Below are 21,418 nucleotides of genomic sequence, written 5' to 3' on the forward strand. Positions count from 1 at the left end.
GGCGTGCTATGTTACATACGGCCGAGGGAGCACCGGCGTTGGCGCTTCCGATGCACCTACCTCCCCGCCAGGAAACCCCGCCTTACACGAGGCCGAACCGATCAAGCACGGAGCTACCCTCAACCCACCCCCTCCCGACCGAGCCACCCCACCGCCGGGCCCCCCCGCCGAGCCGCCCCTCCCCGCCGGTCCGCCCCGCCCGGTCACCCCGCAGCGCATGGTCGACTCGGCTTCCTGAAAACCGCGGCATCAACGCCACGCGGACACCCCGATTTGCAGGAAACCGAGTCGATCAAGGCGCCGGCGCGCCGGGCGGCGCGGGCCGCACGGACAGGCCAGGCCGCACGCGCGGGCGCGGTGGTCAGGGCAGCCAGGTGGGTAGCGGCTCGCGGGCGGCCAGCCACGACTCGGGCACGCCGCCCGCGGCGCCGACACCGGTGTATGCCGCCACCACGGCCCCGGCGATGGCGGCCGTGGTGTCCATGTCCCCACCGGCCCGTACGCACGTCCGGATCGCTGTCGGATAGTCGTCGAGGTGGGTGGCGGCCACCCAGAGGGTGAACCCGACGGTGTCCTGGGCGGTCACCCGGGAGCCGTTGCCGAGCGCCGCCACCACCGGGGGCAGTGGTCGGCCGAGCAGCCCGGCTGCCCGGTTCACGCTCCGGTGCACCTCGGTGCCCGGGTCGAGCGCGACGGCGATCCCGGCCAGCAGCCGCTCCGGGGCTGGGCGGTGACCGTCGAGGCGGGCTCGGGCGGCCATCGAGGCGGCGACCGCGACAGCGACAGCGCCGGCGATGCCCTCGGGGTGCGCGTGCGTCACCTCGGCGGAGGAGCGGGCCTGGGCCGCGGCACGCGCGGTCGAGTCGGCGAAGTAGGCGCCCAGCGGGCCGACCCGCATGGCCGCGCCGTTGCCGCAGGAGCCCTGACCGTCGAAGGCGGAGGCGGCGGCCAGCGGCCACGGGGTGCCGGTGCGGATCAGCCGCAGGATCAGCGTCGCACCGGCGCCGTAGCCCCGCCGCGGGTCACAGCGCTCGGCGAAGGCCAGGGCCAACCGGTCCCGGTCGATGCTGCCGCGGTCGGCAAGCTCGGCGAGGACCGAACACGCCATCTCGGTGTCGTCGGTCCACTCCCAGGGAGACGGCGGCAACGTCTGCAGGGTGAGATCCGCAGGTGCCGACCCCGGCAGGAAATACCGGGCGCCGAGCGCGTCGCCGGTGGAGAGACCGGCGAGGCTGTCCCGGGCGAGCGCCAGGCGGGCATCGGCGAACAGGGTGAACGACATCGTCGTACCAGCTTGCCCGCTCGCCAGGCACGCCGCAACGCGATCAACTTGCCAGGCCAAGTACGGTCTTGTCGTGGCCTCCGTGCTCCTGGTCGAAGACGATCACGTCGTACGCGGCGCGATGCTGCGGTCCCTCACCGACCGGGGGCATGCCGTGCACGCCGTGGGTACGGCGTTGGACGCGCTGCGCCGCGTCGCCGCGGAGACACCCGACCTGGTGGTGCTCGACCTGGGTCTGCCGGACCTGGACGGCTCAGACGCGCTGCGGATGCTGCGCGGCATCACCGACGTCCCGATCATCATCGCCACCGCCCGGGACGACGAGCAGTCGGTGGTCAAGCTGCTGCGTGCCGGCGCGGACGACTACATGGTCAAGCCGTTCACCGGGGCGCACCTGGACGCGCGGATCACCACGGTGCTGCGCCGGGCCGGGCGGGCCAGCCGGACGGTGCAGCCCGCGGTGCACAGCGTCGGTGGGCTCCGGGTGGACGTGGGCGAACGCAGCGCCCAGCTCGACGGGGAGCCACTGGCGCTGACCCGCAAGGAATTCGACCTGCTGGCGTATCTCGCCGCGCGACCGGGGCGGGTAGTGTCCCGCCGGGAACTCTTGGAGGAGGTATGGCGGCAGCCATCGGTCGGCGAGGATCAGACCATCGACGTTCACCTGTACTGGCTCCGCAGAAAGATGGGCGAGTCCGCGGCGAAGCCGCGCTACCTGCGCACCGTGCGGGGGGTCGGGTTCCGGCTGGTGGCACCGGACTGAGGACGGCGCTGGCCCTGCTCACGGCCGGCATGTGCAGTCTCGTCGCGCTCGCGTTCCTGATCCCCCTGGGCCTCAGCCTGCGTGAGCAGAGCCGGGACGAGGCGATCGCCGACGCGGCCCGGCGCAGCGCGCTGGTGACCGGCGCGCTGGCGGTGAGCACCGACCCGGCGGTCGTCGAGCGTGCCGTGGTGGCCAGCGCCGAGGGTGCGCGGACGCGGCCGGTGGTGCACGGGTTGGGCCTGGACGAGTCCGCCGGCCGGGCCGGTGGCAGTGACCTGGACCGGGCCCGTGCCGACCGGCGGTCGCTGGTCGTCGACGTCGACGGCGGTGTGGTCCGGCTCGACCCGGTGGTCCTCGGTGACCGGACGGCCGTGGTCGAGGTGTTCCTCCCGGACTCGACGCTGGGCGAGGGTGCCGGCGGCACCTGGTTGCTGCTGTTCGCGGTCGGCGCGGCGATGGCCGGCGCGGCGGTGCTGGTCGTCGACCGGGTCGCCGCCCGCGCGGTGGACTCGACCCGAGGTCTGGTCAAGGCCGCGCTGTCCATCGGCGACGGCGACCTGGGCGTACGGGTCGAGCCGACGGGTCCCCGCGAGCTGGCCGAGGCCGGGTACGCCTTCAACCGGATGGCCGACCGGCTCGACGCGGCCCGCACCGACGAGCGGGAACTGGTGGCCGACCTGTCGCACCGTCTGCGTACGCCGCTGACGGTGCTGCGGCTGGACGCGGAGGCGTTGGAGTCCGACGACACCAGCGTGGGTTCGTTCAGCCCGGCGGAGTTGGACCGGCTCCGGGGGATCCGGCGGATCCGGCAGGCGATCGTCACCCTGGAGGGTGAGATCGACGTGCTGATCAAGACGACCCGCAAGTCGGTGGCGCACGAGGCCGGCCCGGCCATGTGCGACGTCAGCGAGGTGGTCCGGGACCGGATGGTGTTCTGGGCGGCGCTGGCCGGCGACCAGAACCGGCCGCACCGGGTGAACGGGGCGCAGTTGCGCATCCCGGCGCCGGTGCCGCGGGCCGAGCTGGCCGCCGCGCTGGACGCGGTCATCGGCAACGTCTTCCGCTACACGCCGCAGGGCACCGCGTTCGAGGTCGCCGTGTCGCGACGGGACGGTTACGTGGCGATCCGCATCGACGACGCCGGCCCCGGCATCACCAACCCGGACCGGGCGCTGCGCCGGGGCACCAGTGACCAGGGCTCGACCGGGCTCGGTCTGGACATCGCCAAGCGGGTGGCGTTGCAGGCCAACGGGTCGGTGAGCATCGACCGCGCCCGGCTGGGCGGTGCCAGCGTGGTGATGCTGCTGGCCGACCCGGAGGCCACGCCCCGGCAGGTGAGCCGCTTCGGTCTGGTCGGCCGGATGGCCCGCGACGCCCGGGACACGAAGTCCAGCGGACGTCGGTGGCCACGTCAGCGGCCGACCGACGAGTGACCGCAACGGCCCGGGTTGTGGGCCGGCGCAAGTCTTCCTTAGATCGCGGTTAACGACCGCGTGTGACCGGCCGCGGGCTGACAGGATCAGTGCACGAACCCACCAGTTTCACCGGTCGAGCGCACCACGCACCCACGGCCGGTGAAGCCGCGCGCGCGGCGGGAGTCTCAGGTCCCCCCACACCAACGCTCCCGCCGCGCGCCCCGCTCCCCCCGGACGGCGCAACGCCCGCCCAGAGCAACCCACCGGCTCAGCCGCGTTCCGGCCGTCCAGCTCAACCCGCGGTGCTGAGGTACGCGTCGATCTCGGCGCTGATCCGCTGCTGGCCGGCGGGGTCGAGGAAGGACGCGGTCACCGCGTTGCGGGCCAGCCCGGCCAGACCCTCGCGACCGGCCCCGAGCAGACGGGCCGCCACCGCGTACTCGTCGTTGAGGGTCGTGCCGAACATCGGCGGGTCGTCGGAGTTGATGGTGACCAGCAGCCCGGCCTGCACCAGCTGGGGCAGCGGGTGCTCGTCGAGGCTGGCCACCGCCCGGGTCCGTACGTTGGACGTCGGGCAGATCTCCATCCCGATCTGCCGCTCGGCCAGGTAGGTGAGCAGCTCCGGGTCCTGTGCGGCGGAGATGCCGTGGCCGATGCGCTCGGCGCCCAGCTCGTTCAGCGCGTCCCAGATCGTCTGCGGCCCGGTGGTCTCCCCGGCGTGCGGCACCGAGCGCAGACCGGCCGCGCGGGCCTGGTCGAAGTAGGGCCGGAACTGCGGTCGGGGTACGCCGATCTCCGGGCCACCCAGGCCGAAGCTGACCAGCCCGTCCGGGCGTTCCTCCAGGGCGATGCGCAGCGTCTCCTCGGCGGCGGGCAGACCCGCCTCGCCGGGGATGTCGAAGCACCAGCGCAGTTCGAGGCCGAAGTCGGCCAGGGCGCGCCGGCGGGCGTCCTCGATCGCCTCGCAGAACGCCGGCGCGGGGATGCCCCGACGCACGTGCGAGTACGGGGTGATGGTCAGCTCCGCGTACCGGACCTGCTGGCGGGCCAGCTCCCGGGCCACCTCGTGGGTGAGGATCCAGACGTCCTCCGGGTCGCGGATGAGGTCCACCACGCTCAGGTAGACCTCGATGAAGTGCGCGAAGTCGCGGAACTCGAAGTAGGCGGCGAGCGCCTCCGGGTCGGCCGGGACGGGGGTGCGTCCCTCGTGGCGGGCGGCCAGCTCGGCGACGATCCGGGGCGAGGCGGAGCCGACGTGGTGCACGTGCAGCTCCACCTTGGGCAGGCCGGCGATGAAGGTGGGCAGGTCGGTCACAGGTTCTCCTGGGCATGGTCGCCGGTGCGGGCGACGACGAAGACGCGGCGGAACGGGAAGTACACCTGACCCTGCCGCACCGGGTACGCCGCGATGAGGCGTACCCCCAGCTCGGCCCGGAAGGCCGACCAGCCGGCGGCGTCCAGCGCGGCCCGGACCGGGCGCAGCGCCGTGCCTTCCATCCAGGTCAGCACCGGGTGCTCGGCGGCGGGTCGAGCCGGCAGCAGGTGCACGTAGGTAGTCTCCCAGGCGTCCACCGCGCAGCCGGCGGCGGTCAGCAGCGCCGCGTAGTCGGCCGGGTCGTCGACCGGGTCCGCGCGCAGCAGCGGGGCGATCTGAGCCCGCCAGGCCGGCTGGTCGGCGACCTCCCGCAGGGCCCGGTGCGACGGGGCGGCGAAGTTGCCGGGGACCTGCATGGCCAGCCACGCCCCGGCGGGCAGCTCGGCGGCCCAGCGGCGCAGCAGCTCCTGGTGACCCGGCACCCACTGGAGCGCGGCGTTGCTGACGACCACGTCCTCGTCGCCGGTCGGACGCCAGTCGCGCAGGTCGGCGACCGCGAAGTCGACGGGAGCGCCGAGGGCGACGGCCCGGACGATCATCTCGGGCGAGGAGTCCAGGCCGAGCACCCGGCTGGTCGGCCAGCGCTGGGCGAGGGTCGCGGTGAGCTGGCCGGGGCCGCAGCCGAGGTCGACCACGGCCCGGGGTCGCGCGGCGGGGATCCGCGCGACGAGGTCGTGGAACGGCCGGGACCGCTCGTCGCCGAAGCGCAGGTACGTCGTCGGGTCCCACATCGTCGCCTCCCAAACCGTACGTCCGTCTTGTTTCAAGGTACGGCTCGCGTGGCAGGCCGGCAACCCGATCACTAGGCTCGGGGCATGGAACAGCGCAGCTTCAACCGGCTCGGCCGGACCGTCGGCGCGGTCGGCCTGGGCGCCTGGCAGCTCGGCGCCGACTGGGGCACCGTCAGCGAGGCCGACGCGATGGCGGTGCTCGCCGCCGCCGTGGACTCCGGAGTGACCTTCCTCGACACCGCCGACGTGTACGGCGACGGTCGCAGCGAGCAACTGATCGGCCGCTTCCTGCGCTCCCGACCCGACGCCGGGCTCACCGTCGCCACCAAGATGGGCCGCCGCGTCGAGCAGCGGCCGGAGGCGTACACCCTGGCCAACTTCCGGCAGTGGACCGACCGTTCCCGCGCCAACCTGGGAATGGACACCCTCGACCTGGTCCAGCTGCACTGCCCGCCCACCGCCGTCTTCTCCTCCGACGAGGTCTTCGACGGGCTGGACACCCTCGTCGCCGAGAAGGCCATCGCCGGGTACGGGGTCAGCGTCGAGACCTGCGACCAGGCCCTCACCGCGATCGCGCGGCCGGGGGTGGCGAGCGTCCAGATCATCCTCAACGCGGTCCGCCACAAGCCGCTGGAGCGCGTCCTTCCGGCAGCCGCGGCGGCCGGCGTGGGCATCATCGCCCGGGTGCCACTGGCCAGCGGTCTGCTCTCCGGCCGGTACGACGAGCACACCGAGTTCCCCGCCGACGACCACCGCAACTACAACCGCAACGGCGCGGCCTTCGACGTCGGCGAGACGTTCTCCGGCGTGGACTTCTCGCAGGGCCTTGCCGCCGTACGCCGGCTAGCGCCGCTTGTCGGCACGGACCGCACGATGGCGCAGTTCGCGTTGCGCTGGGTGCTCGACCAGCCGGGCGTCACCGTGGTCATCCCCGGCGCGCGCGACGCTGACCAGGCCCGGCGCAACGCCGCGGCGGCGGACCTGTCGCCGCTGAGCGACGAGCAGCTGGCAGCCGTACGCGAGACCTACGACGAGCTGATCCGCCCGCAGGTGCACGACCGGTGGTGACCCGCACGCCCGGGGTGCTCGCGTCGCGCCGCCCGGCCGACCATGCTGGAGGGCGACGCGCCGCCTCGGGCGACGGAGAGGGGACGCGATGAGGGGCTGGCTTTCGCTCACCCTCGGCCTGCTGGCCGTCGTGATCGGTGCCGTGTGGACGGTGCAGGGCCTCGGCTACGTCAGCGGCAGCGTGATGACCGACGAGAAGATCTGGGCGGTGCTCGGCCCGCTCGTCGCGCTGGCCGGGCTGGTGGTGCTCTGGCTCGGCCTGCGCTCGCGCCGCCGACGCTGACCCGCTGGTCCTGCCCACCTGCAACGGGGAAAGCCCCGCAACCCTTGCGGGATGCGGGGCTTTCCAACGACCCTGGCTGGATCGTCCCACCGGCCGGCGGGGGCCGGCCATCTCACTCAGATGGGACGGACCTGCTCAGCCTGCGGGCCCTTCTGACCCTGAGCGATCTCGAACTCCACCCGCTGGTTCTCCTCCAGCGAGCGGTAGCCGCTGGTCTGGATGGCCGAGAAGTGGACGAACACGTCAGCACCCCCACCATCGACGGTGATGAAGCCGAAGCCCTTGTCAGCGTTGAACCACTTCACGGTTCCCTGAGCCATGTGTATCTCCCTCTAAAAACTGGCGGCCGTGCACGCCGTCCGGCCGATTGGCCGTTTTCGAGCAGCGGTGCCTGAGGCGGCCCCCGAAGGAGACTTCTCTCAACCCACGCCATCTCGCAACAGCGGGGACCAGCAAATCACGGAGGCAAAAAGTCTGTCACGACCTCTCCGACGAATTTCTCCGACATGTGACCTGACGGATGCCTCAGGTCCGCTGGGCGGCGTCCGAAGCCATGCGAAAGCCCCCTTCCCATCGATCTCGGGAAGGGGGCTGAGGTCGCTGTGTGGTCAGTCCGGCCAGCTGCCGGTCATCCGGCGGACGCCGACCGCGCCGCCCCGGTCCACGGCAGCCCGGACGACCGCGAAGATGGCCCCCTGCAACGCCGCGGCGGCCAGGATCTCCCCCCAGCCGCGATCCTCGTCGGTGGCGTTGGGCGCCTCACCGTCGCCCGCGGTGACCTTCCAGACCTGCCGGAAGATCGCCCCGGCCACCGTGCCCGCGGCGATACCCAACAACACGCCGACCGGCCGGTACGCGACCCTGCCGATGCTCCTGCTCACCTACGCCTCCCCCGCACGATCATCAGCACCACCACGGTGGCCACCGCACCGGCGGCGATCGCCGCCCACGGCACCGGGTTGCGTCGCACCAACTCGCCCTTGTCGTGCGCCTGTGCGCGCACCAACTCGCCCTTCTCGTAGGCCTGCGCGCGGGCCAACCCCGCGCCGCGCACGGCCTGCCCGCGAACCCGGGCGACGGTCTGCGCCGCCTGCTCGCGCATCCGCTCCTTCGCCTGTTCGGCGGACTCCTTCAGACGCGCCTTGACGTCGGCCTTCGCGGCCAACGCCTCCATCGTCTCGCCCAACTCGACCCGGGTGCGGCGGATCTCCTCGCGGAGCGCCTCCGTGTCGCCCGTCCCGTTGCCGGTCATTGCCGCCCCCTGTCCTTCACCGCGGCGGTGACGGTGTCCATGTCGGCCCGAAGGCTGCGGACCGTCGCCGCAGGCACCGGTGGGACCGCACGGCTGACCTGCTTCTTGCCCACCAGGGCGAGGATGCCGGCCACCAGGAAACAGGCCACCGCCACGATCAGCGCGGCGGCCCAGGCGGGCAACACCAGGTCGAGCAGCAGGATCGCCGTGGCGACCAGAGCGCCCAGGCCGAAGAACGCCAGAGCGCCGCCGCCGCCGAAAAGGCCGATGCCAATGCCCGCGTGCTTGCCCTTCTGGGTCAACTCCGCTCGGGCCAGCGCCAGTTCGTCCCGTACGAGACGGGAGACCTGCTCGGTGGCCCGCTGCACCAACTCGGCGGTGGAGGGCTCGCTCCCGTTCTGGGATGTGCGGGCGTTCGCCACGTCAGCCATGCTGTCCTCCTTTCCTCATCACCGCGCTGTATGCCCGGAGTCGCCGCCCGTCAATCCTAAAGCGCGCCGAGCAGCTCACCGTCCGCGTTGTCCGGACGCCGCGCCGAGGAGCCGGCACCCCGTCCCACTCTTGATCGCGCCACAGACGTCCGGCAGCACATCCCCCACCCAAGCCCGACCAAACCTCTCGCAACGGACCACCACCCCCGGTTCCGCAGCGATGACCATGGGGGTTGGTGGGGACATACCGGGCGGGGCGGCTCGGCAGGTCCATGGTCATCGCCGCGGTTCCGCCGCCCGGCCGTCGAACTTGCACGCTGCCAGGGTCTGATCGGGTGGTTCGTCCAGAATCTGGTCAAGGCCTCCCACCTGTCGAGAAGGTGGCGATGATCGACTCGGGTTTCGTGAAATCGGGGTGTCCAGGGCAAAGGGATACCGCGATTTCAGCAAACCCGTGTTGATCTAGCTATGTCGATGCTGGTGTCCCCGCCGCCTGCCCACCGACGTCCCCTGTCCTCGGCGACCGCGTCCCGCCGTCCAGCTTTGGGGCATAGCGCGGTCTGACCCGGCGGTCCGTTCAAAACCGGGCAAGATCGCGCTCGATCCTGGTTGTAGTGGCCTTGGCGGGGACGGATGCCACTACAACCAGGATGTTGCACGATCTTGGGGGCGAGACGGACGGACGCGGCGCGGGACGGACGGGCGAGGGGCGGGACGGGCGGACGCGGGGCGGGGCGGACGGACGCGGGGCGGGACGGGCGGGCGCGGGGCGGACGGACGCGGGGCGGACGGACGCGGGGCGGGTCAGGGGCGGGTTTCTTCGGGGCCCACGAAGGCTTCGCTGCGGGCGTCGCCGTCGTCGCTGCCGCCGAAGACGCGCGCGTCGTCGGGTGCCTCGGTGTCGGACAGGCGGCGCACCGGCCGCCTCGGCTGCACCCACTGCCAGGGCAGGTTGCTGCTGGCGTCGCCCAGCTCGGTACGCATCCGGGGCATCGCGGTCGGGCGGTTGTCGCGAATCCAGGCCACCAGGTGCTCGCGGACGAGGCAGCGCAGGTCCCACAGGCTGCCCGCGTCGGCGGCACTGACCAGCGCACGCAGTCGCACCATTCCGCCGATGGCGTTGGTGACCTGCAGAACGCAGACCCGACCGTCCCACAGCTCGGTGCCCTCGACCAGGCGGCGCAGCTCCTCGCGCATGGTCTGCACCGGCACCGCCCAGTCCACGTCGAACTCGGCGGTACCGAGCACCGCCGCCTCCGTGCGGGTCCAGTTCTGGAACGGCTTGCTGGTGAAGTACGAGGTGGGCAGGATCAACCGCCGGTCGTCCCAGATCTGCACGACCACGTAGCTGAGGGTCAGCTCCTCGATCCGACCCCACTCCCCCTCGACGACGACCACGTCGTCGAGCCGGACGGCGTCACTGAAGGCGAGCTGGAGGCCGGCGAAGACGTTGCCGAGCAGGCTCTGGGCGGCGAGCGCGGCCACCACACCGACCACACCGGCCGAGGTCAGCACACCGGCGCCGATGCCCCGCACGCTGGGGAACGTCATCAGCATCACGCCGATGGTCAGGATGACGATCACCGCGATGGTCAGCCGGCGCAGCATCACCACCTGGGTTCGGACCCGCCGGGCGTGCCGGTTGTCCGGCACGTCGACCCGGAAGCGGGCCAGCGCGGTGTCCTCCACGACGACCAGCAGCGAGGCCACCAGCCAGGCCACGGTGGCGATGACGGCCAGGACGAGCAGGTGCAGCAGCAGGCGCCGCCAGGTCTCGCCGACCGCGTACCCGGTGCTGAAACGGACGGCGAACTGCACGGCGAGGACCGTTCCGGCGACCTGGAACGGGCGGTGCGCGTGGTCGGTCAGCTCGGTCATCAACAGCGAGCGACGGCCGAACCGCCGGGTCAACCGGTGGACGACCTCGACCAGGAACAGGGCGACCGCCGCCGCGACGAGCGCGGCGACGGCCGTTTCGAGATAGTTCTGCACGGCTTCGGTGCTCCCCTTCGACAGGCGTCGGGCACTCCGGGCAAAAGCCCAAGAGTGCCCGACATCCGTGGTATCGACCAGCTCAGACCTTGCGGTACCGGGACTGGAGGAAGCAGTAGACGCCGAAGGCGGCGATGCCGAGGGCGACCAGGGTCAGCAGGAACACGCCGTAGGACTGCTCGCGCAGGGCGTGCAGCGCGGCGTCCAGACCGCGGGCCTTCTCCGGGTCGTAGTTCACCGCTGCCACGATGACCAGCAGACCGGCGATGCCGTACGCGACGCCCTTGGCGGCGTAGCCGGCGATGCCGAGGCGGCGGGCCAGCTTGCGGGTCTTCGGGCTCATCTCGCCGGTCTTCAGGTGCTTCTCGAACTTCTTGAGGACGCCGTAGATGACCAGGCCGACGCCGATCGCGGCGAGCACCAGCCCGGCCAGGCCGACCAGCCAGCGACCACCGCTGGAGGTCATCAGCTTGCCGGTCAGCGCCTCCTGCTGGTCGGCGCTGTTCGAGCCGACGTCCTTGAAGACCTTGAAGGCGGTCCAGGCGAAGTAGAGGTAGACGATGGTCCGGCCGGCCGAGGCGAGCCGCTCCACGAGCCGCTCCCGGCCCCGCTCGGCGCGGTGCCCGACCGCCGCCTCCAGCGCCTGCCAGATCGCCATCGCCAGCAGGCCGACCGCGACGGCGATGACCAGGAACTTGCCCAGGGGCTGTTCGGAGAGGGTACGCAGCGCGCCGGACTGGTCGCCGTCGTCGGACGACGTGCCGAACGCGATCTGCAACGCCAACCAGGCGAAGAGGAGGTGCACGATGCCGTAGCCGATGAAGCCGGCCCGGGCGAGGAGTTCCAGCCACCGGCTGTCCGCCGTACGGGAGGCGGTGGCTTCGGCGCTACGGGTAAGTGACATGCCGCCACAATCTCCGATTCTGGAGATCCCCAAACGTCGGCCACCGCCGCCCGCCCAGGTCAGCTGCCCGGGTTGCGCGCTACGCGAATCTTGACCTGTTGGTCGGTCACGCTGTCCAGGGTGACCCCGAAACCCCCGGCCTCGGCGGCCTGCTGGCCGGTGGTGAGGGTGAGCTGTTCGCCGGCGACCTCGACGGTCACCTGGTCACCCTCGGCGCCGACCAGCTTGGCCTCGACGCCCAGGATGGTGGTCCTCGCGTCGACACCCCGATCGAAGGTGACCGTGCAGGCGTCCACCGAACAGTCTGTGGAGGCGCCCTGGGAGCTGCAGCCGCTGAGCACGGCGAGGCCGAGCGCCAGACCGGCGAACAGACCGGCGGCGCGACGGACGGTGGGCATGGGCATGGTGGCGGGTCGGTTCGTCACCTCGCCAACAGTACGAGACGCCCGCGACGTCGGCGCCGATCGGTGATCACCCGGTGGCCGGCCAGGGCCCCGGGAGCACCGGCTAGGGTCCGGGACATGCCGTTCGACATCGCCCGCACCCGGGCCGCGTACCCCGCCCTGACCGAGGGCTTCGTCCACTTCGACGGGGCCGGGGGCACCCAGACCGCCGCCGGTGTGATCGACGCGGTCGCCGACGCCATGCGCGCGGCGGTCGGCAACCGCAGCGCCGCCAACGTGGCGGGCCGCCGGTCGTTGGAACTGGTGGCCGAGGCCCGCTCGGCGGTGGCCGACCTGCTCGGCGCCGACCCGGCCGGGGTGGTGCTCGGCCCGAGTGCCACCGCGCTGACGTACACCCTGGCCCGCACGCTCGGCGCGACCTGGCGCCCAGGTGACGAGGTGGTGGTGTCCCGGCTCGACCACGACGCGAACGTCCGGCCGTGGGTGCAGGCCGCCGAGGCGGCCGGCGCGACGGTGCGCTGGGCCGAGGTCGACCGGCAGACCGGTGAGCTGCCCGCCGCCCAGTACGCCGACCTGGTCGGCGAGCGGACCCGGCTGGTCGCGGTGACCGCCGGCAGCAACGCCATCGGCACCATGCCGGACGTGCCGGCGATCGCCAAGATCGCGCACGCGGTCGGCGCTCTCGTGCACGTCGACGGGGTGCACTCCGTTCCGCACGGGCCGACCGACCTGACCTCGCTCGGCGCCGACGTGCTGGTGACCAGCGCGTACAAGTGGTCCGGGCCGCACCTGGCGGCGATGGTGGCCGACCCGGCCCGCTGGGCGGCGCTGCGCCCGGCGAAGCTGATCCCGTCCTCCGACGCGGTGCCGGACCGGTTCGAGTACGGCACGCCGAGCTTCCCGCTGCTGGCGGGGGTGACCGCGGCGGTCGAGCACCTGGCCGGGCTGGACCCGGACGCGGTCGGGGACCGGCGGGCGCGACTGCGGGCCGGTCTGGCCGCCGCTCAGGCGCACGAGGAGGCACTGCTGGACCGGTTGCTCGCCGGGCTGGCGGAGCGGCCGGCGGTCACCGTCTACGGCTCGCCGGCCCGGCGCTGCCCGACGGTGTCGTTCCGGGTCGCGAGGATGTCGCCGGCGGCCACCCAGGAGGCGTTGGGGGCCGCCGGGTTCTGCCTGTCCGTCGGTGACTACTACGCCTACGAGTACTTCCAGATGATGGGTCTGCGGGACAGCGGCGGCGCGGTGCGGGCCAGCATCTACCACTACAACACCGTCGACGAGGTGGACCGGTTGCTCGGCGAACTCGACGCGTTGACCGCCAGCGCGGGGAGAATGGCCGGATGAGCACCCTGGTCGAGGACAACCCGGCGAAGCACCGCTTCGAGATCCTGGTCGACGACGCGTTGGCCGGCTTCACCGCGTACCTCATGCGCGGGGAGGTCCTGGTCTTCACCCACACCGAGGTGGACCGGGGCTTCCAGGGCAAGGGCGTGGGCGGCGCGTTGGTCAAGGGCACCCTGGACGAGGTCCGCGCCCGGGGCGCCACGGTGGTGCCGCAGTGCCCCTTCATGGCCGCGTTCATCGACAAGCACCCCGAGTACGCCGACCTGGTCGCCGACCTCCCGTAGGCGGGACGTCGGCTCAGCGGGCGCCGGTCAGCACCTCGGCGGCGGCCCAGCCACTGGCCCGGGTCGCGCCGTGGGTGGCCAGGTGCACCGACCCGGTCACCAGCTCCGGCACGCCCAGCTCGACCACGACCGCGTCCGGGCGGGCGGCCAACGCGCGTTGCACGGCGGAGCGCATCCAGTCGTGTCGGTGCAGGTCTCGGACCACCAGGACCAGTGGGCGGGTGCCCGCCCCGGCGCCCGGGTCGGCCGGCACGTCGGGCTCGGCGTAGCGGACCGTGCTCGTGCCGGGCAGCAGCTCACCCAGTGGCGCACCGATGCCCCACGGGGTCTCCGCGCCGATGGCGATGTTGCGCAACGGCTCGAACTCGACGACGTGCGCCGCGCGGGTCAACGGCAGCGCGCCGGCCGAGGGCCGGGCGGAGGTGACCCGGACGGCCCGGCGGGCGGCGACCAGCCCGACGTCGGCGGCGCCGCGCACTCCGGCCGACCCGGCGGTGCGGGCGGCCATCGTCCAGGCGGCGAGTTGCCCGACCCGCTTGGCGGCCTCGGCGAGGCGCTCCTCGGGCAGCTCACCGGAGAGGACCGCGGCCACGATGGCGTCGCGCAGCTCGCGCGCCGCCTGCTCGTCGGCCCGTTCGCCGCCGACGCAGATCGCGTCGGCTCCGGCGGCGAGGGCACGGACCGTCGCGCCGGCGAAGCCGTACCGGTCGGCGACCGCGCGCATCTCCATCGCATCGGTCACCACCACGCCGGAGAAGCCCATCTCGTCGCGGAGCAGACCGCCCAGGATGCGCTGACTCAGCGTGGCCGGCAGCTGCGGGTCGAGCGCCGGCACCAGCAGGTGGCCGGTCATCACCGCCTGCACCCCGGCGGCCACGGCGGCCCGGAACGGGGCCAGCTCGCAGGCGTCCAGCCGGGCCCGGTCGGCGGTGATGCGGGGCAGGTCGTGGTGTGAGTCGACGCGGGTGTCGCCGTGGCCGGGGAAGTGCTTGGCGCAGGCCGCGACGCCGCCGGCCTGGAGGCCGCGTACCCAGGCGGCGGTGTGCCGGGCGACCAGCGCCGGGTCGGCGCCGAAGGACCGCACGCCGATCACCGGGTTCTCCGGGTTGGAGTTGACGTCGGCGTCCGGGGCGTAGTTGAGGGTGACCCCCGCCAGGGCCAGCTCGACGCCGAGGTCCCGGGCGACCGCCTCGGTCAGTTCCGGGTCGTCGACGGCGCCGAGGGCGAAGTTGCCGGGCCGGGTGCTGCCGTGCACCGACTCGAGTCGGGTGACGTCGCCGGCCTCCTCGTCGATCGCCACGATGACGTCCGGCCGCTCGGCGCGCAGCGTCGCGGTGAGTGCCGCCACCTGCGCCGGGTCGACGACGTTGCGGGCGAAGAGCACCACCGAGCCGAGGCCCTCACCGAGCCAGCGACACACCCACGGCGGCGGGGTGGTGCCGACGAACCCGGGTTGCAGGACGGCGGCGGCGAGCGCCGGGAGGTGCCCGGCGGAGGCGGTCACCACGCCCCCTCAGGACGATCGGTCTCGATCGCCGGCGTCGGTGCGCCCCCGTCAGCCCACTGGTCGCGCTCGCTCATGCGGCCCCCGTACCCCATCTCTCGCGCGCCCTCGGCGCACCGCCACCGGCAGGCGGTCATGCCATGGTCACACCGGGCGATTCAATAGTCAATAAACCTTACAGTTGCCTGGCGGCCCACTCCCCGGGAGAGTGCGGGGATGGACCCCGCCCTGCTGGCCGACGCGACGAGCCCGGCCGACATCCCCGGCGTACGCCTGCTCGGCCTGGTGGTCGGCGCGCTGCTGCTGCTGGCCGCGATCCGGGCGATGTTCGGCCGACGCTGAACGGCCCGCACCGATCCGGGTCCGGCGGGCCGCGTGTGGCCGACCACGACCGGGGTACGGCATTCCCCATCAGCAGGTCCGCGCGCCGAAGGGGAAATCATGAAGATCGGATACTTTCTGTCCAGTGAGGAGTTCACGCCAGCCGAGCTGCTGGAGCAGGCGCGCGGCGCCGAACGGGCCGGCTTCGAGGCGCTGTGGATCTCCGACCACTACCACCCCTGGGTGGACGCGCAGGGCCAGAGCCCGTTCGTCTGGTCGATGCTCGGCGCGCTCAGCCAGGTCTGTTCACTACCGGTGACCACCGCGGTGACCTGCCCGACCGTGCGGATCCACCCGGCCGTGATCGCGCAGGCGGCAGCCACCAGCGCCGTGCTGCACGGCGGGCGGTTCGTGCTCGGCGTCGGCACCGGCGAGGCGCTCAACGAGCACATCTTCGGTGACGCCTGGCCCCAGGCCGACGTCCGCCTGGAGATGCTGGAGGAGGCCGTCGAGGTGCTGCGCGCGTTGTGGGCCGGCGGCTTCGTCAGCCACCACGGCAAGCACTACACCGTCGAGCAGGCCCGGATCTACACGCTGCCCGACACTCCCCCACCGATCTACGTCTCCGGCTTCGGGCCGAAGGCCATCGACCTGGCCGCCCGGATCGGCGACGGTTACGTGAGCACCATGCCCGACGGCGAGATGGTCCGGCGTTTCCGCGAGAACGGCGGCGGCGACAAGCCGTGCCAGGCCGGCTTCAAGGCGGCGTACGCGGACAGCGAGGACGAGGGCATGCGCATCGCGTACGAGCGCTGGCCGAACGCGGGGGTGCCCGGCGAGCTGTCCCAGGTACTCCCCTCACCGCGTCACTTCGAGCAGGCCGCAGAGCTGGTCAAGCCGGAGATGGTCAAGGAGGCGTTCGTCTGCGGCAACAGCGTCGACGCGCACCTGGAGATGATCGACCAGTACGCCAAGGCCGGCTTCGACGAGGTGTACGTGGCCAACACCGGCCCGAATTACCAGGGCCTGTTCGACCTCTACCAGCGCGAGGTCCTGCCCCGGCTGCGCTGAGCCCCGGATCAGAGCTGCGCTTTGGATCAGACGAGCCCATGATCGTCCGGGATGCGTTTCGGCGGTCATGGGCTCGGGTACCTCCGGCCCTCGATGAAACTGTCCACGCACTCGATGACGTTGCGCCGCGCCGCCCGCAGCCTTTTCGGCTGGAAGGCGCTGCGGCCCAACCAGTTGGCCGCCATGCGCGCGGTCATGAAGCGACGTGACGCCCTGGTGGTGTTGCCCACCGGCGCCGGCAAGTCGGCCATCTACCAGATCCCGGCCAGTCTGATCCCCGGCCCCACCGTGGTGATCTCTCCACTGCTGGCCCTTCAGCAGGACCAGATCGCCTCCCTCAACGAGCGGCAACGCCCGGAGCTGCGGGCGGTGCGGATCAGCTCGAACGAGTCGCCCACCCAGCAGGCCGAGGCGATCACCGAGATCCGCGAAGGCCGGGCGGAGTTCCTGTTCATCACCCCGGAGCAGCTCAGCAACCCGGACCGGATGGCCGAGGTCGCCGATCTGAAGCCGGCGCTGGTGGCGATCGACGAGGCGCACTGCATCTCCGCGTGGGGGCACGACTTCCGCCCCGACTACCTGGCGCTCGGGCACCTCATCGACGGCATCGGTCGGCCGCCGGTGGTCGCGTTGACCGCCACCGCCTCCCCTCCGGTACGCGACGACATCATCGCCCGACTGCGGCTGCGCGACCCGGAGGTGGTGGTCTCCGGGCTGGACCGGTCGAACCTGTTCCTCGAGGTCGCGCACTGCCCGACCGAGGACTACCGGTGGCGACGGCTGGTCGCGCTGCTGCGCGACGACGAGCGGCCGGGGATCATCTACGTGCCGACCCGCCGCGCCGCCGAGGAGTTGGCCACCCGGTTGACCGACGCCGGCTTCCCGGCGCAGTTCTACCACGGTGGAATGGCCGCCGGCGCGCGCCACGAACTGCACGAGGCCTTCCTCGCCGACCAGGTTCCGATCATGGTGGCGACCTCGGCGTTCGGCATGGGCATCGACAAGCCGAACATCGCCTGGGTGGTGCACATGGCGCTGCCCGACTCGCCGGACAGCTACTTCCAGGAGATCGGTCGGGCCGGTCGCGACGGGCAACCGGCCCGGGTGCTGCTGCTCTGGCAGGCCGAGGACGTGGGTCTGCAACGGTTCTTCAGCGGGGGCCTGCCCGACGTCGACGAACTGCGCGACCTGGCCGCGTTGCTGCGCCGCAAGCCGGCCACCAAGACCGAGCTGCGCGAGACCACCGGCCTCGGGCCGCGCAAGCTGGGCCAGTACCTCTCGCTGCTGGAGCAGATCGGCGCCGCGGAGCCGCGGGCACGGCAGCGCATCGGCGCCCCCCGCTACTCCCCCGCCCCGGTGGACGCCGCCGCGGCGGCGCTGGCCGAGGCGGAGCGTCAGCAGACGGTGACCCGGTCCCGCACCGACATGATGCGGGCCTTCGCCGAGACCACCGCCTGCCGGGGGCAGACCCTGCTGGCCTACTTCGGCGAGCAGATGACGCAGGTCTGTGGCCACTGCGACAACTGCCACAACGGCACCAGCGTGGCCGACCAGGGTGCCGTCGGGCCGTTCCCGGTGCACAGCCAGGTGCGTCACCCGGAGTGGGGACGCGGCATGGTGCTCTCGTACGAGGAGGACAAGATGACGGTTCTCTTCGATGAGGTCGGGTACAAGACCTTGTCGGTGCGCGTGGTGTCCGAACAGGGCCTGTTGACCCTGGACTAGCCTGACCCGGGCGCCGGTGTCGGGCCCGGTGGATCGACAAGCGCAGCACCGAGTGACCAAACAGAGCAGGGCGGAAGGGGCATTGCCGTGATCGAGCAACCGGCGTACACCGGTTTCGGTTTCTCCGACGGGGAGTGGGGGTTGCTGGTCGGCCTGCCGCAGTCGGTTCTGACCGCGGCGAGCGCCGCCGAGTCCGACGGCACCCGCCGGACGATGGCGGAGACCGCGGCCGGCCTGGAGACCATCGCCGCCGGCCGGGAGTCGGCCAGCCCGCTGGTCACAGCCGTCGCCGGCGAGATCGTCACCCGGGTCGGTGACCCGGAGACCGGTGAGGAGCTGCCGGTCATCGCGCCCGCCGACCCTCGGGCGTACATCGACGACGTGCTGCTGCGCGCCGGTGAGGCCTCCGCGCTGCTGGCCGCCCGCGTCGACGAGGGTGAGGCCGGCGCGTACAAGCACTGGCTCGTGAAGATCGCCGAGCAGGTGGTGGGCGCCGCCTCCAGCGGTGGGCTGCTGGGCATCGGGGGCGAGTCCGTCAGCGACTCCGAGCGGCGCTTCCGCGACCGACTCGCGCACGTGCTCATCGACTGACGCGCCCCCGCAGGTGGCGCAACCGGCGCTACCGCCGGGTGGAAGCGGTGCGCAACGTTGATCGACTCGGTTTCCTGGAAACCGTGGCATCCCCACGTCTGGGACGCCCCGACTTCCGGGAAACCGAGTCGATCATCCAGGCTCCTACGCCTTGGCCGGCGCCGGGCGCGAGGTCGGCTCCGGGTCGCCCGGCAGCGCCTCGGTCGTGGCCGCGTCGGCCGGCCGGACGCCGCGCAGCGCGACCAGCGCGGTGACCGCGCCCAGCACCATCGCCACCATGGCGGCGACCGCCGCGAGGTGCAAGCCGTCGGTGAACGCGACCCGGGCGGCGTGCAGCACCGTGTCGGCCAGGTCCGCCGGCAACGCCTGGGCCACCGCGAGCGCTCCCCCCAGGGTCTCCCGGGCGGCGTCGACGCTGTCGGCGGGCAACCCGGCCGGCAGGCCGTCGAGGGTCTCGCGCCGGTAGACCGCCGCACCCACGCTGCCGAGGATCGCCATTCCGAGCGCGCCGCCCAGCTCACTGCTGGACTCGGTCAGCGCGGACGCGACTCCGGCCTGCTCGGGCGGCGCCGCGCCGAGGACCAGCTCGGTGACGAGCGACATCACCATCACCAGACCACCGGCGTAGACACTGGCACCGACGAGCAGCAGCCACAGCGGCGACTCCGGCGTGACGCGGGTCAGCACCGCGAAGCCGAGCACCGCGATCCCGAACCCCGCTCCGATCAGGTACGCCCGCTCGACGCGCTGGGCGAGCGCGGCGGCGGCCGGCGCCACACCGCCCACCGCGAGGGACGGCACCAGGCTCCACAGCGCCGCGCGCAGCGGGCTCAGGCCGAGCACCAACTGGAGGTGCTGGGTGGTGAAGATGGCGAAGCCGACCAGCGCGAACATCGCCAGCAGGTTGACCGCGAGCGACCCGGCGAAGCCGCGGCGACGGAACAACGCGAGGTCGATCATCGGGTACGCCCGGGTGTGCTGTCGGTGCAGGAACAGCGCGCCCATCAGCAGGCCGGCGACGATGGCGAGCACCCGCGCCGGGCTGAGGCCCTCGCGGGCCATCTCCTTGATGCCGTAGATCACCGGCAGCAGCGCGCCGAGGGACAGGGCGGCGCTGAACAGGTCGAACCGCCCGGTCGTCGGGTTGCGCGACTCCGGCACCAGGAGCGGGGCGAGCAGGAGCAGCATCAGCATCGCCGGGATGTTGATCAGGAAGATCGAGCCCCACCAGAAGTGCTCCAGCAGGATGCCGCTGAGCACCGGGCCGAGCGCGATGCCGCCGGTGAGCGTGGCCGTCCAGATGCCGATGGCGGCGCCCCGCTGCTTGGCGTCGTGGAACAGGTTGCGCACCAGCGCGAGCGTGGACGGCATCAGGGTGGCCCCACCGATGCCGAGGACGGCACGTGCGGCGATCAGCGTCGCGGCGCTGTCGGCGTACGCGGCCAGCAGCGACGCCGCCCCGAACGCGGCGGCCCCGATCAGCAGGAGCCGACGGCGGCCGATCCGGTCGCCCAGGGCACCCATGGTGATGAGCAGCCCGGCCAGCACGAAGCCGTAGATGTCGAAGATCCAGAGCTGTTGGGTGGCGGTGGGACTGAGCTCTTCGCTGATGAACGGGACGGCGAAGTAGAGCACCGACACGTCCATGGAGACCAGGAGCAGCGGCAGCATCAGCACCGTGAACCCGATCCACTCCCGTCGGCCCGCCCGCGGTGCCGGTCTGGTCGTCGTCATGATCAGCTTCCTTTCTGCGTATGTCGTACGCTGTTATGCGTAGACCATACGCAGAACTAGGATGGCGAGGCAAGGAGGAAATGTGGCGGCACAGACAGACGACAGCGGGCCAACGATCCCGGCAGCCATCGAGAGCGCCTGGGGGCTGCGGGAACGACCACCCAAGGGCCCCCGGCCGGGCATGAGCGTGCCCGCCATCGTGGACACCGCCGTACGGGTGGCCGACGCCGACGGGCTGGCAGCCGTCTCCATGAGCCGGGTCGCCAAGGAGCTGGGCGCCGCCACCATGGCCCTCTACCGCTACGTCGGCTCGAAGGACGAGCTGCTGATGCTCATGGTGGACACCGGCTACGGCCCGTCACCCGGGCCGCCCCCACCGGACACCGACTGGCGCGCCGGCCTGACCCGGTGGGCCTGGGCCGAGCACGAGGTGCTGCGGCACCGCGGCTGGCTGCTGCACGTGCCGATCACCGGCCCGCCGATCACCCCGCAGCAGCTCGGCTGGATGGAGGACGGGCTGCGCTGCCTCGACGGCACCGCCCTCGGCGAGGGCGAGAAGATGTCCGTGCTGCTGCTGCTCACCGGGTACGTCCGCAACGAGGCCACCCTCACGTCGCAGGTCGCCGAGGGCGGCAGGGCGGCCGGCGTCGAGCCCAGCGAGATGATGCCGGCATACGGTCGGACGGTGGCCCGCCTCATCGACCCGGCCCGCTTCCCGGCCCTGCACCGGGTGCTGACCGCCGGCGTGCTCAGCCAGGACGACGACCCCGACGACGAGTTCGCCTTCGGCCTGGACCGGATCCTCGACGGCATCGAGGCCCTGGTCCGCAGACGAGCGGCCTGAGGGCACCGGGTTCTCCGACCGGGCCCACGTCAGCCGGGGGTTCCGGGCGGCGTACGGGGTGAGCCCGCAGGACCATCGCGACGGCGGCTCGCATCCGGCA

The 21,418-nt window shown here is 72.5% G+C and carries 23 protein-coding genes; 11 read left to right on the forward strand and 12 right to left on the reverse strand.

What is annotated here, in order from left to right:
- Nucleotides 1-361 precede the first annotated feature (361 nt).
- The gene (locus tag LADH09A_RS16345) at nucleotides 362-1,282 is read right to left on the reverse strand and encodes an ADP-ribosylglycohydrolase family protein (RefSeq protein WP_238646080.1); all 921 of its coding nucleotides are present in this window, start codon (nucleotides 1,280-1,282) and stop codon (nucleotides 362-364) included.
- Nucleotides 1,283-1,355: 73 nt separating this feature from the next.
- Here LADH09A_RS16345 and LADH09A_RS16350 point away from each other — a divergent pair, with 73 nt between their 5' ends.
- Nucleotides 1,356-2,045 carry a response regulator transcription factor gene (locus LADH09A_RS16350; RefSeq protein ID WP_030489108.1) on the forward strand — a complete coding sequence of 230 codons (690 nt, stop codon included), beginning with the start codon at nucleotides 1,356-1,358 and terminating at the stop codon, nucleotides 2,043-2,045.
- A gap of 29 nt (nucleotides 2,046-2,074) precedes the next feature.
- Nucleotides 2,075-3,478, forward strand: a complete 1,404-nt coding sequence (locus tag LADH09A_RS16355) for a HAMP domain-containing sensor histidine kinase (RefSeq protein ID WP_238646081.1) — start codon at nucleotides 2,075-2,077, stop codon at nucleotides 3,476-3,478.
- Nucleotides 3,479-3,752: 274 nt separating this feature from the next.
- Here the strand turns inward: LADH09A_RS16355 and LADH09A_RS16360 are convergent, their stop codons facing one another.
- Both LADH09A_RS16360 and LADH09A_RS16365 read right to left on the reverse strand, forming a co-directional pair.
- Nucleotides 3,753-4,775: an adenosine deaminase gene (locus LADH09A_RS16360; protein WP_238646083.1), complete on the reverse strand. Its 1,023-nt coding sequence runs from the start codon at nucleotides 4,773-4,775 to the stop codon at nucleotides 3,753-3,755.
- Entirely contained in the window at nucleotides 4,772-5,566 is a 795-nt protein-coding gene (locus tag LADH09A_RS16365; protein WP_238646085.1) for a trans-aconitate 2-methyltransferase, read from the reverse strand. The genes LADH09A_RS16360 and LADH09A_RS16365 overlap by 4 nt, the downstream gene beginning before the upstream one ends.
- A gap of 84 nt (nucleotides 5,567-5,650) precedes the next feature.
- Between LADH09A_RS16365 and LADH09A_RS16370 the strand changes: the two genes are divergently transcribed.
- Nucleotides 5,651-6,634: an aldo/keto reductase gene (locus LADH09A_RS16370; RefSeq protein ID WP_238646087.1), complete on the forward strand. Its 984-nt coding sequence runs from the start codon at nucleotides 5,651-5,653 to the stop codon at nucleotides 6,632-6,634.
- Nucleotides 6,635-6,722: 88 nt separating this feature from the next.
- On the forward strand, nucleotides 6,723-6,917 hold the full coding sequence (locus tag LADH09A_RS16375) for a hypothetical protein (RefSeq protein ID WP_238646090.1): 195 nt from the start codon (nucleotides 6,723-6,725) through the stop codon (nucleotides 6,915-6,917).
- Between the two features lie 116 nt (nucleotides 6,918-7,033).
- On the opposite strand, the gene LADH09A_RS16380 is transcribed toward LADH09A_RS16375, so the two are convergent.
- The 7 genes from LADH09A_RS16380 to LADH09A_RS16410 form a co-directional block, all read right to left on the reverse strand.
- The gene (locus LADH09A_RS16380) at nucleotides 7,034-7,237 is read right to left on the reverse strand and encodes a cold-shock protein (RefSeq protein WP_030338233.1); all 204 of its coding nucleotides are present in this window, start codon (nucleotides 7,235-7,237) and stop codon (nucleotides 7,034-7,036) included.
- A 288-nt stretch (nucleotides 7,238-7,525) separates the two neighbouring features.
- Nucleotides 7,526-7,786, reverse strand: coding sequence for a DUF4235 domain-containing protein (locus LADH09A_RS16385; RefSeq protein WP_372492296.1), 261 nt, complete (start codon nucleotides 7,784-7,786; stop codon nucleotides 7,526-7,528).
- Nucleotides 7,787-7,794: 8 nt separating this feature from the next.
- Nucleotides 7,795-8,169, reverse strand: coding sequence for a DUF3618 domain-containing protein (locus tag LADH09A_RS16390; RefSeq protein ID WP_238646094.1), 375 nt, complete (start codon nucleotides 8,167-8,169; stop codon nucleotides 7,795-7,797).
- On the reverse strand, nucleotides 8,166-8,600 hold the full coding sequence (locus LADH09A_RS16395; RefSeq protein WP_238646096.1) for a phage holin family protein: 435 nt from the start codon (nucleotides 8,598-8,600) through the stop codon (nucleotides 8,166-8,168). The genes LADH09A_RS16390 and LADH09A_RS16395 overlap by 4 nt, the downstream gene beginning before the upstream one ends.
- Nucleotides 8,601-9,404: 804 nt before the next feature.
- Nucleotides 9,405-10,592: a mechanosensitive ion channel family protein gene (locus LADH09A_RS16400; protein ID WP_238646098.1), complete on the reverse strand. Its 1,188-nt coding sequence runs from the start codon at nucleotides 10,590-10,592 to the stop codon at nucleotides 9,405-9,407.
- 82 nt (nucleotides 10,593-10,674) lie between these two features.
- Nucleotides 10,675-11,496, reverse strand: coding sequence for a DUF1206 domain-containing protein (locus LADH09A_RS16405; protein ID WP_238646100.1), 822 nt, complete (start codon nucleotides 11,494-11,496; stop codon nucleotides 10,675-10,677).
- 59 nt (nucleotides 11,497-11,555) lie between these two features.
- Nucleotides 11,556-11,921 (reverse strand): hypothetical protein, encoded by a 366-nt coding sequence (locus tag LADH09A_RS16410; protein ID WP_238646101.1) that lies wholly within the window; start codon nucleotides 11,919-11,921, stop codon nucleotides 11,556-11,558.
- Between the two features lie 96 nt (nucleotides 11,922-12,017).
- Here LADH09A_RS16410 and LADH09A_RS16415 point away from each other — a divergent pair, with 96 nt between their 5' ends.
- Nucleotides 12,018-13,244 (forward strand): cysteine desulfurase-like protein, encoded by a 1,227-nt coding sequence (locus tag LADH09A_RS16415; protein WP_238646103.1) that lies wholly within the window; start codon nucleotides 12,018-12,020, stop codon nucleotides 13,242-13,244.
- Nucleotides 13,241-13,528, forward strand: a complete 288-nt coding sequence (locus tag LADH09A_RS16420; protein WP_238646104.1) for a GNAT family N-acetyltransferase — start codon at nucleotides 13,241-13,243, stop codon at nucleotides 13,526-13,528. The genes LADH09A_RS16415 and LADH09A_RS16420 overlap by 4 nt, the downstream gene beginning before the upstream one ends.
- Before the next feature lie 13 nt (nucleotides 13,529-13,541).
- Here LADH09A_RS16420 and LADH09A_RS16425 read toward each other — a convergent pair whose 3' ends face one another.
- Nucleotides 13,542-15,032: a glycoside hydrolase family 3 protein gene (locus tag LADH09A_RS16425; RefSeq protein ID WP_238646105.1), complete on the reverse strand. Its 1,491-nt coding sequence runs from the start codon at nucleotides 15,030-15,032 to the stop codon at nucleotides 13,542-13,544.
- 216 nt (nucleotides 15,033-15,248) lie between these two features.
- On the opposite strand from LADH09A_RS16425, the gene LADH09A_RS31680 reads away from it, so the two are divergent.
- The 4 genes from LADH09A_RS31680 (at nucleotide 15,249) to LADH09A_RS16440 (ending at nucleotide 18,740) form a co-directional block, all read left to right on the forward strand.
- Nucleotides 15,249-15,374 (forward strand): hypothetical protein, encoded by a 126-nt coding sequence (locus tag LADH09A_RS31680; RefSeq protein ID WP_255421242.1) that lies wholly within the window; start codon nucleotides 15,249-15,251, stop codon nucleotides 15,372-15,374.
- Nucleotides 15,375-15,473: 99 nt separating this feature from the next.
- Nucleotides 15,474-16,424: a TIGR03557 family F420-dependent LLM class oxidoreductase gene (locus tag LADH09A_RS16430; protein ID WP_238646106.1), complete on the forward strand. Its 951-nt coding sequence runs from the start codon at nucleotides 15,474-15,476 to the stop codon at nucleotides 16,422-16,424.
- 93 nt (nucleotides 16,425-16,517) lie between these two features.
- Nucleotides 16,518-18,149 carry a RecQ family ATP-dependent DNA helicase gene (locus tag LADH09A_RS16435; RefSeq protein WP_238646107.1) on the forward strand — a complete coding sequence of 544 codons (1,632 nt, stop codon included), beginning with the start codon at nucleotides 16,518-16,520 and terminating at the stop codon, nucleotides 18,147-18,149.
- Between the two features lie 87 nt (nucleotides 18,150-18,236).
- Nucleotides 18,237-18,740 carry a hypothetical protein gene (locus LADH09A_RS16440; protein WP_238646108.1) on the forward strand — a complete coding sequence of 168 codons (504 nt, stop codon included), beginning with the start codon at nucleotides 18,237-18,239 and terminating at the stop codon, nucleotides 18,738-18,740.
- 144 nt (nucleotides 18,741-18,884) lie between these two features.
- Here LADH09A_RS16440 and LADH09A_RS16445 read toward each other — a convergent pair whose 3' ends face one another.
- Nucleotides 18,885-20,474, reverse strand: a complete 1,590-nt coding sequence (locus tag LADH09A_RS16445; protein WP_238646110.1) for an MFS transporter — start codon at nucleotides 20,472-20,474, stop codon at nucleotides 18,885-18,887.
- 82 nt (nucleotides 20,475-20,556) lie between these two features.
- Between LADH09A_RS16445 and LADH09A_RS16450 the strand changes: the two genes are divergently transcribed.
- Nucleotides 20,557-21,318, forward strand: coding sequence for a TetR/AcrR family transcriptional regulator (locus tag LADH09A_RS16450; RefSeq protein ID WP_238646111.1), 762 nt, complete (start codon nucleotides 20,557-20,559; stop codon nucleotides 21,316-21,318).
- Nucleotides 21,319-21,418 lie beyond the last annotated feature (100 nt).

This window comes from Micromonospora cabrerizensis, from assembly GCF_022230955.1.
GTDB lineage: Bacteria > Actinomycetota > Actinomycetes > Mycobacteriales > Micromonosporaceae > Micromonospora > Micromonospora cabrerizensis.

Bases quoted from the DNA above. Each gene is read 5' to 3' on its own strand.
- LADH09A_RS16345 (WP_238646080.1), bottom strand. From the start codon at position 1,282: ATGTCGTTCACCCTGTTCGCCGATGCCCGCCTGGCGCTCGCCCGGGAC.
- LADH09A_RS16355 (WP_238646081.1), top strand. From the start codon at position 2,075: ATGTGCAGTCTCGTCGCGCTCGCGTTCCTGATCCCCCTGGGCCTCAGC.
- LADH09A_RS16365 (WP_238646085.1), bottom strand. From the start codon at position 5,566: ATGTGGGACCCGACGACGTACCTGCGCTTCGGCGACGAGCGGTCCCGG.
- LADH09A_RS16370 (WP_238646087.1), top strand. From the start codon at position 5,651: ATGGAACAGCGCAGCTTCAACCGGCTCGGCCGGACCGTCGGCGCGGTC.
- LADH09A_RS16375 (WP_238646090.1), top strand. From the start codon at position 6,723: ATGAGGGGCTGGCTTTCGCTCACCCTCGGCCTGCTGGCCGTCGTGATC.
- LADH09A_RS16380 (WP_030338233.1), bottom strand. From the start codon at position 7,237: ATGGCTCAGGGAACCGTGAAGTGGTTCAACGCTGACAAGGGCTTCGGC.
- LADH09A_RS16390 (WP_238646094.1), bottom strand. From the start codon at position 8,169: ATGACCGGCAACGGGACGGGCGACACGGAGGCGCTCCGCGAGGAGATC.
- LADH09A_RS16395 (WP_238646096.1), bottom strand. From the start codon at position 8,600: ATGGCTGACGTGGCGAACGCCCGCACATCCCAGAACGGGAGCGAGCCC.
- LADH09A_RS16405 (WP_238646100.1), bottom strand. From the start codon at position 11,496: ATGTCACTTACCCGTAGCGCCGAAGCCACCGCCTCCCGTACGGCGGAC.
- LADH09A_RS16415 (WP_238646103.1), top strand. From the start codon at position 12,018: ATGCCGTTCGACATCGCCCGCACCCGGGCCGCGTACCCCGCCCTGACC.
- LADH09A_RS16420 (WP_238646104.1), top strand. From the start codon at position 13,241: ATGAGCACCCTGGTCGAGGACAACCCGGCGAAGCACCGCTTCGAGATC.
- LADH09A_RS31680 (WP_255421242.1), top strand. From the start codon at position 15,249: ATGGACCCCGCCCTGCTGGCCGACGCGACGAGCCCGGCCGACATCCCC.
- LADH09A_RS16430 (WP_238646106.1), top strand. From the start codon at position 15,474: ATGAAGATCGGATACTTTCTGTCCAGTGAGGAGTTCACGCCAGCCGAG.
- LADH09A_RS16435 (WP_238646107.1), top strand. From the start codon at position 16,518: ATGAAACTGTCCACGCACTCGATGACGTTGCGCCGCGCCGCCCGCAGC.
- LADH09A_RS16445 (WP_238646110.1), bottom strand. From the start codon at position 20,474: ATGACGACGACCAGACCGGCACCGCGGGCGGGCCGACGGGAGTGGATC.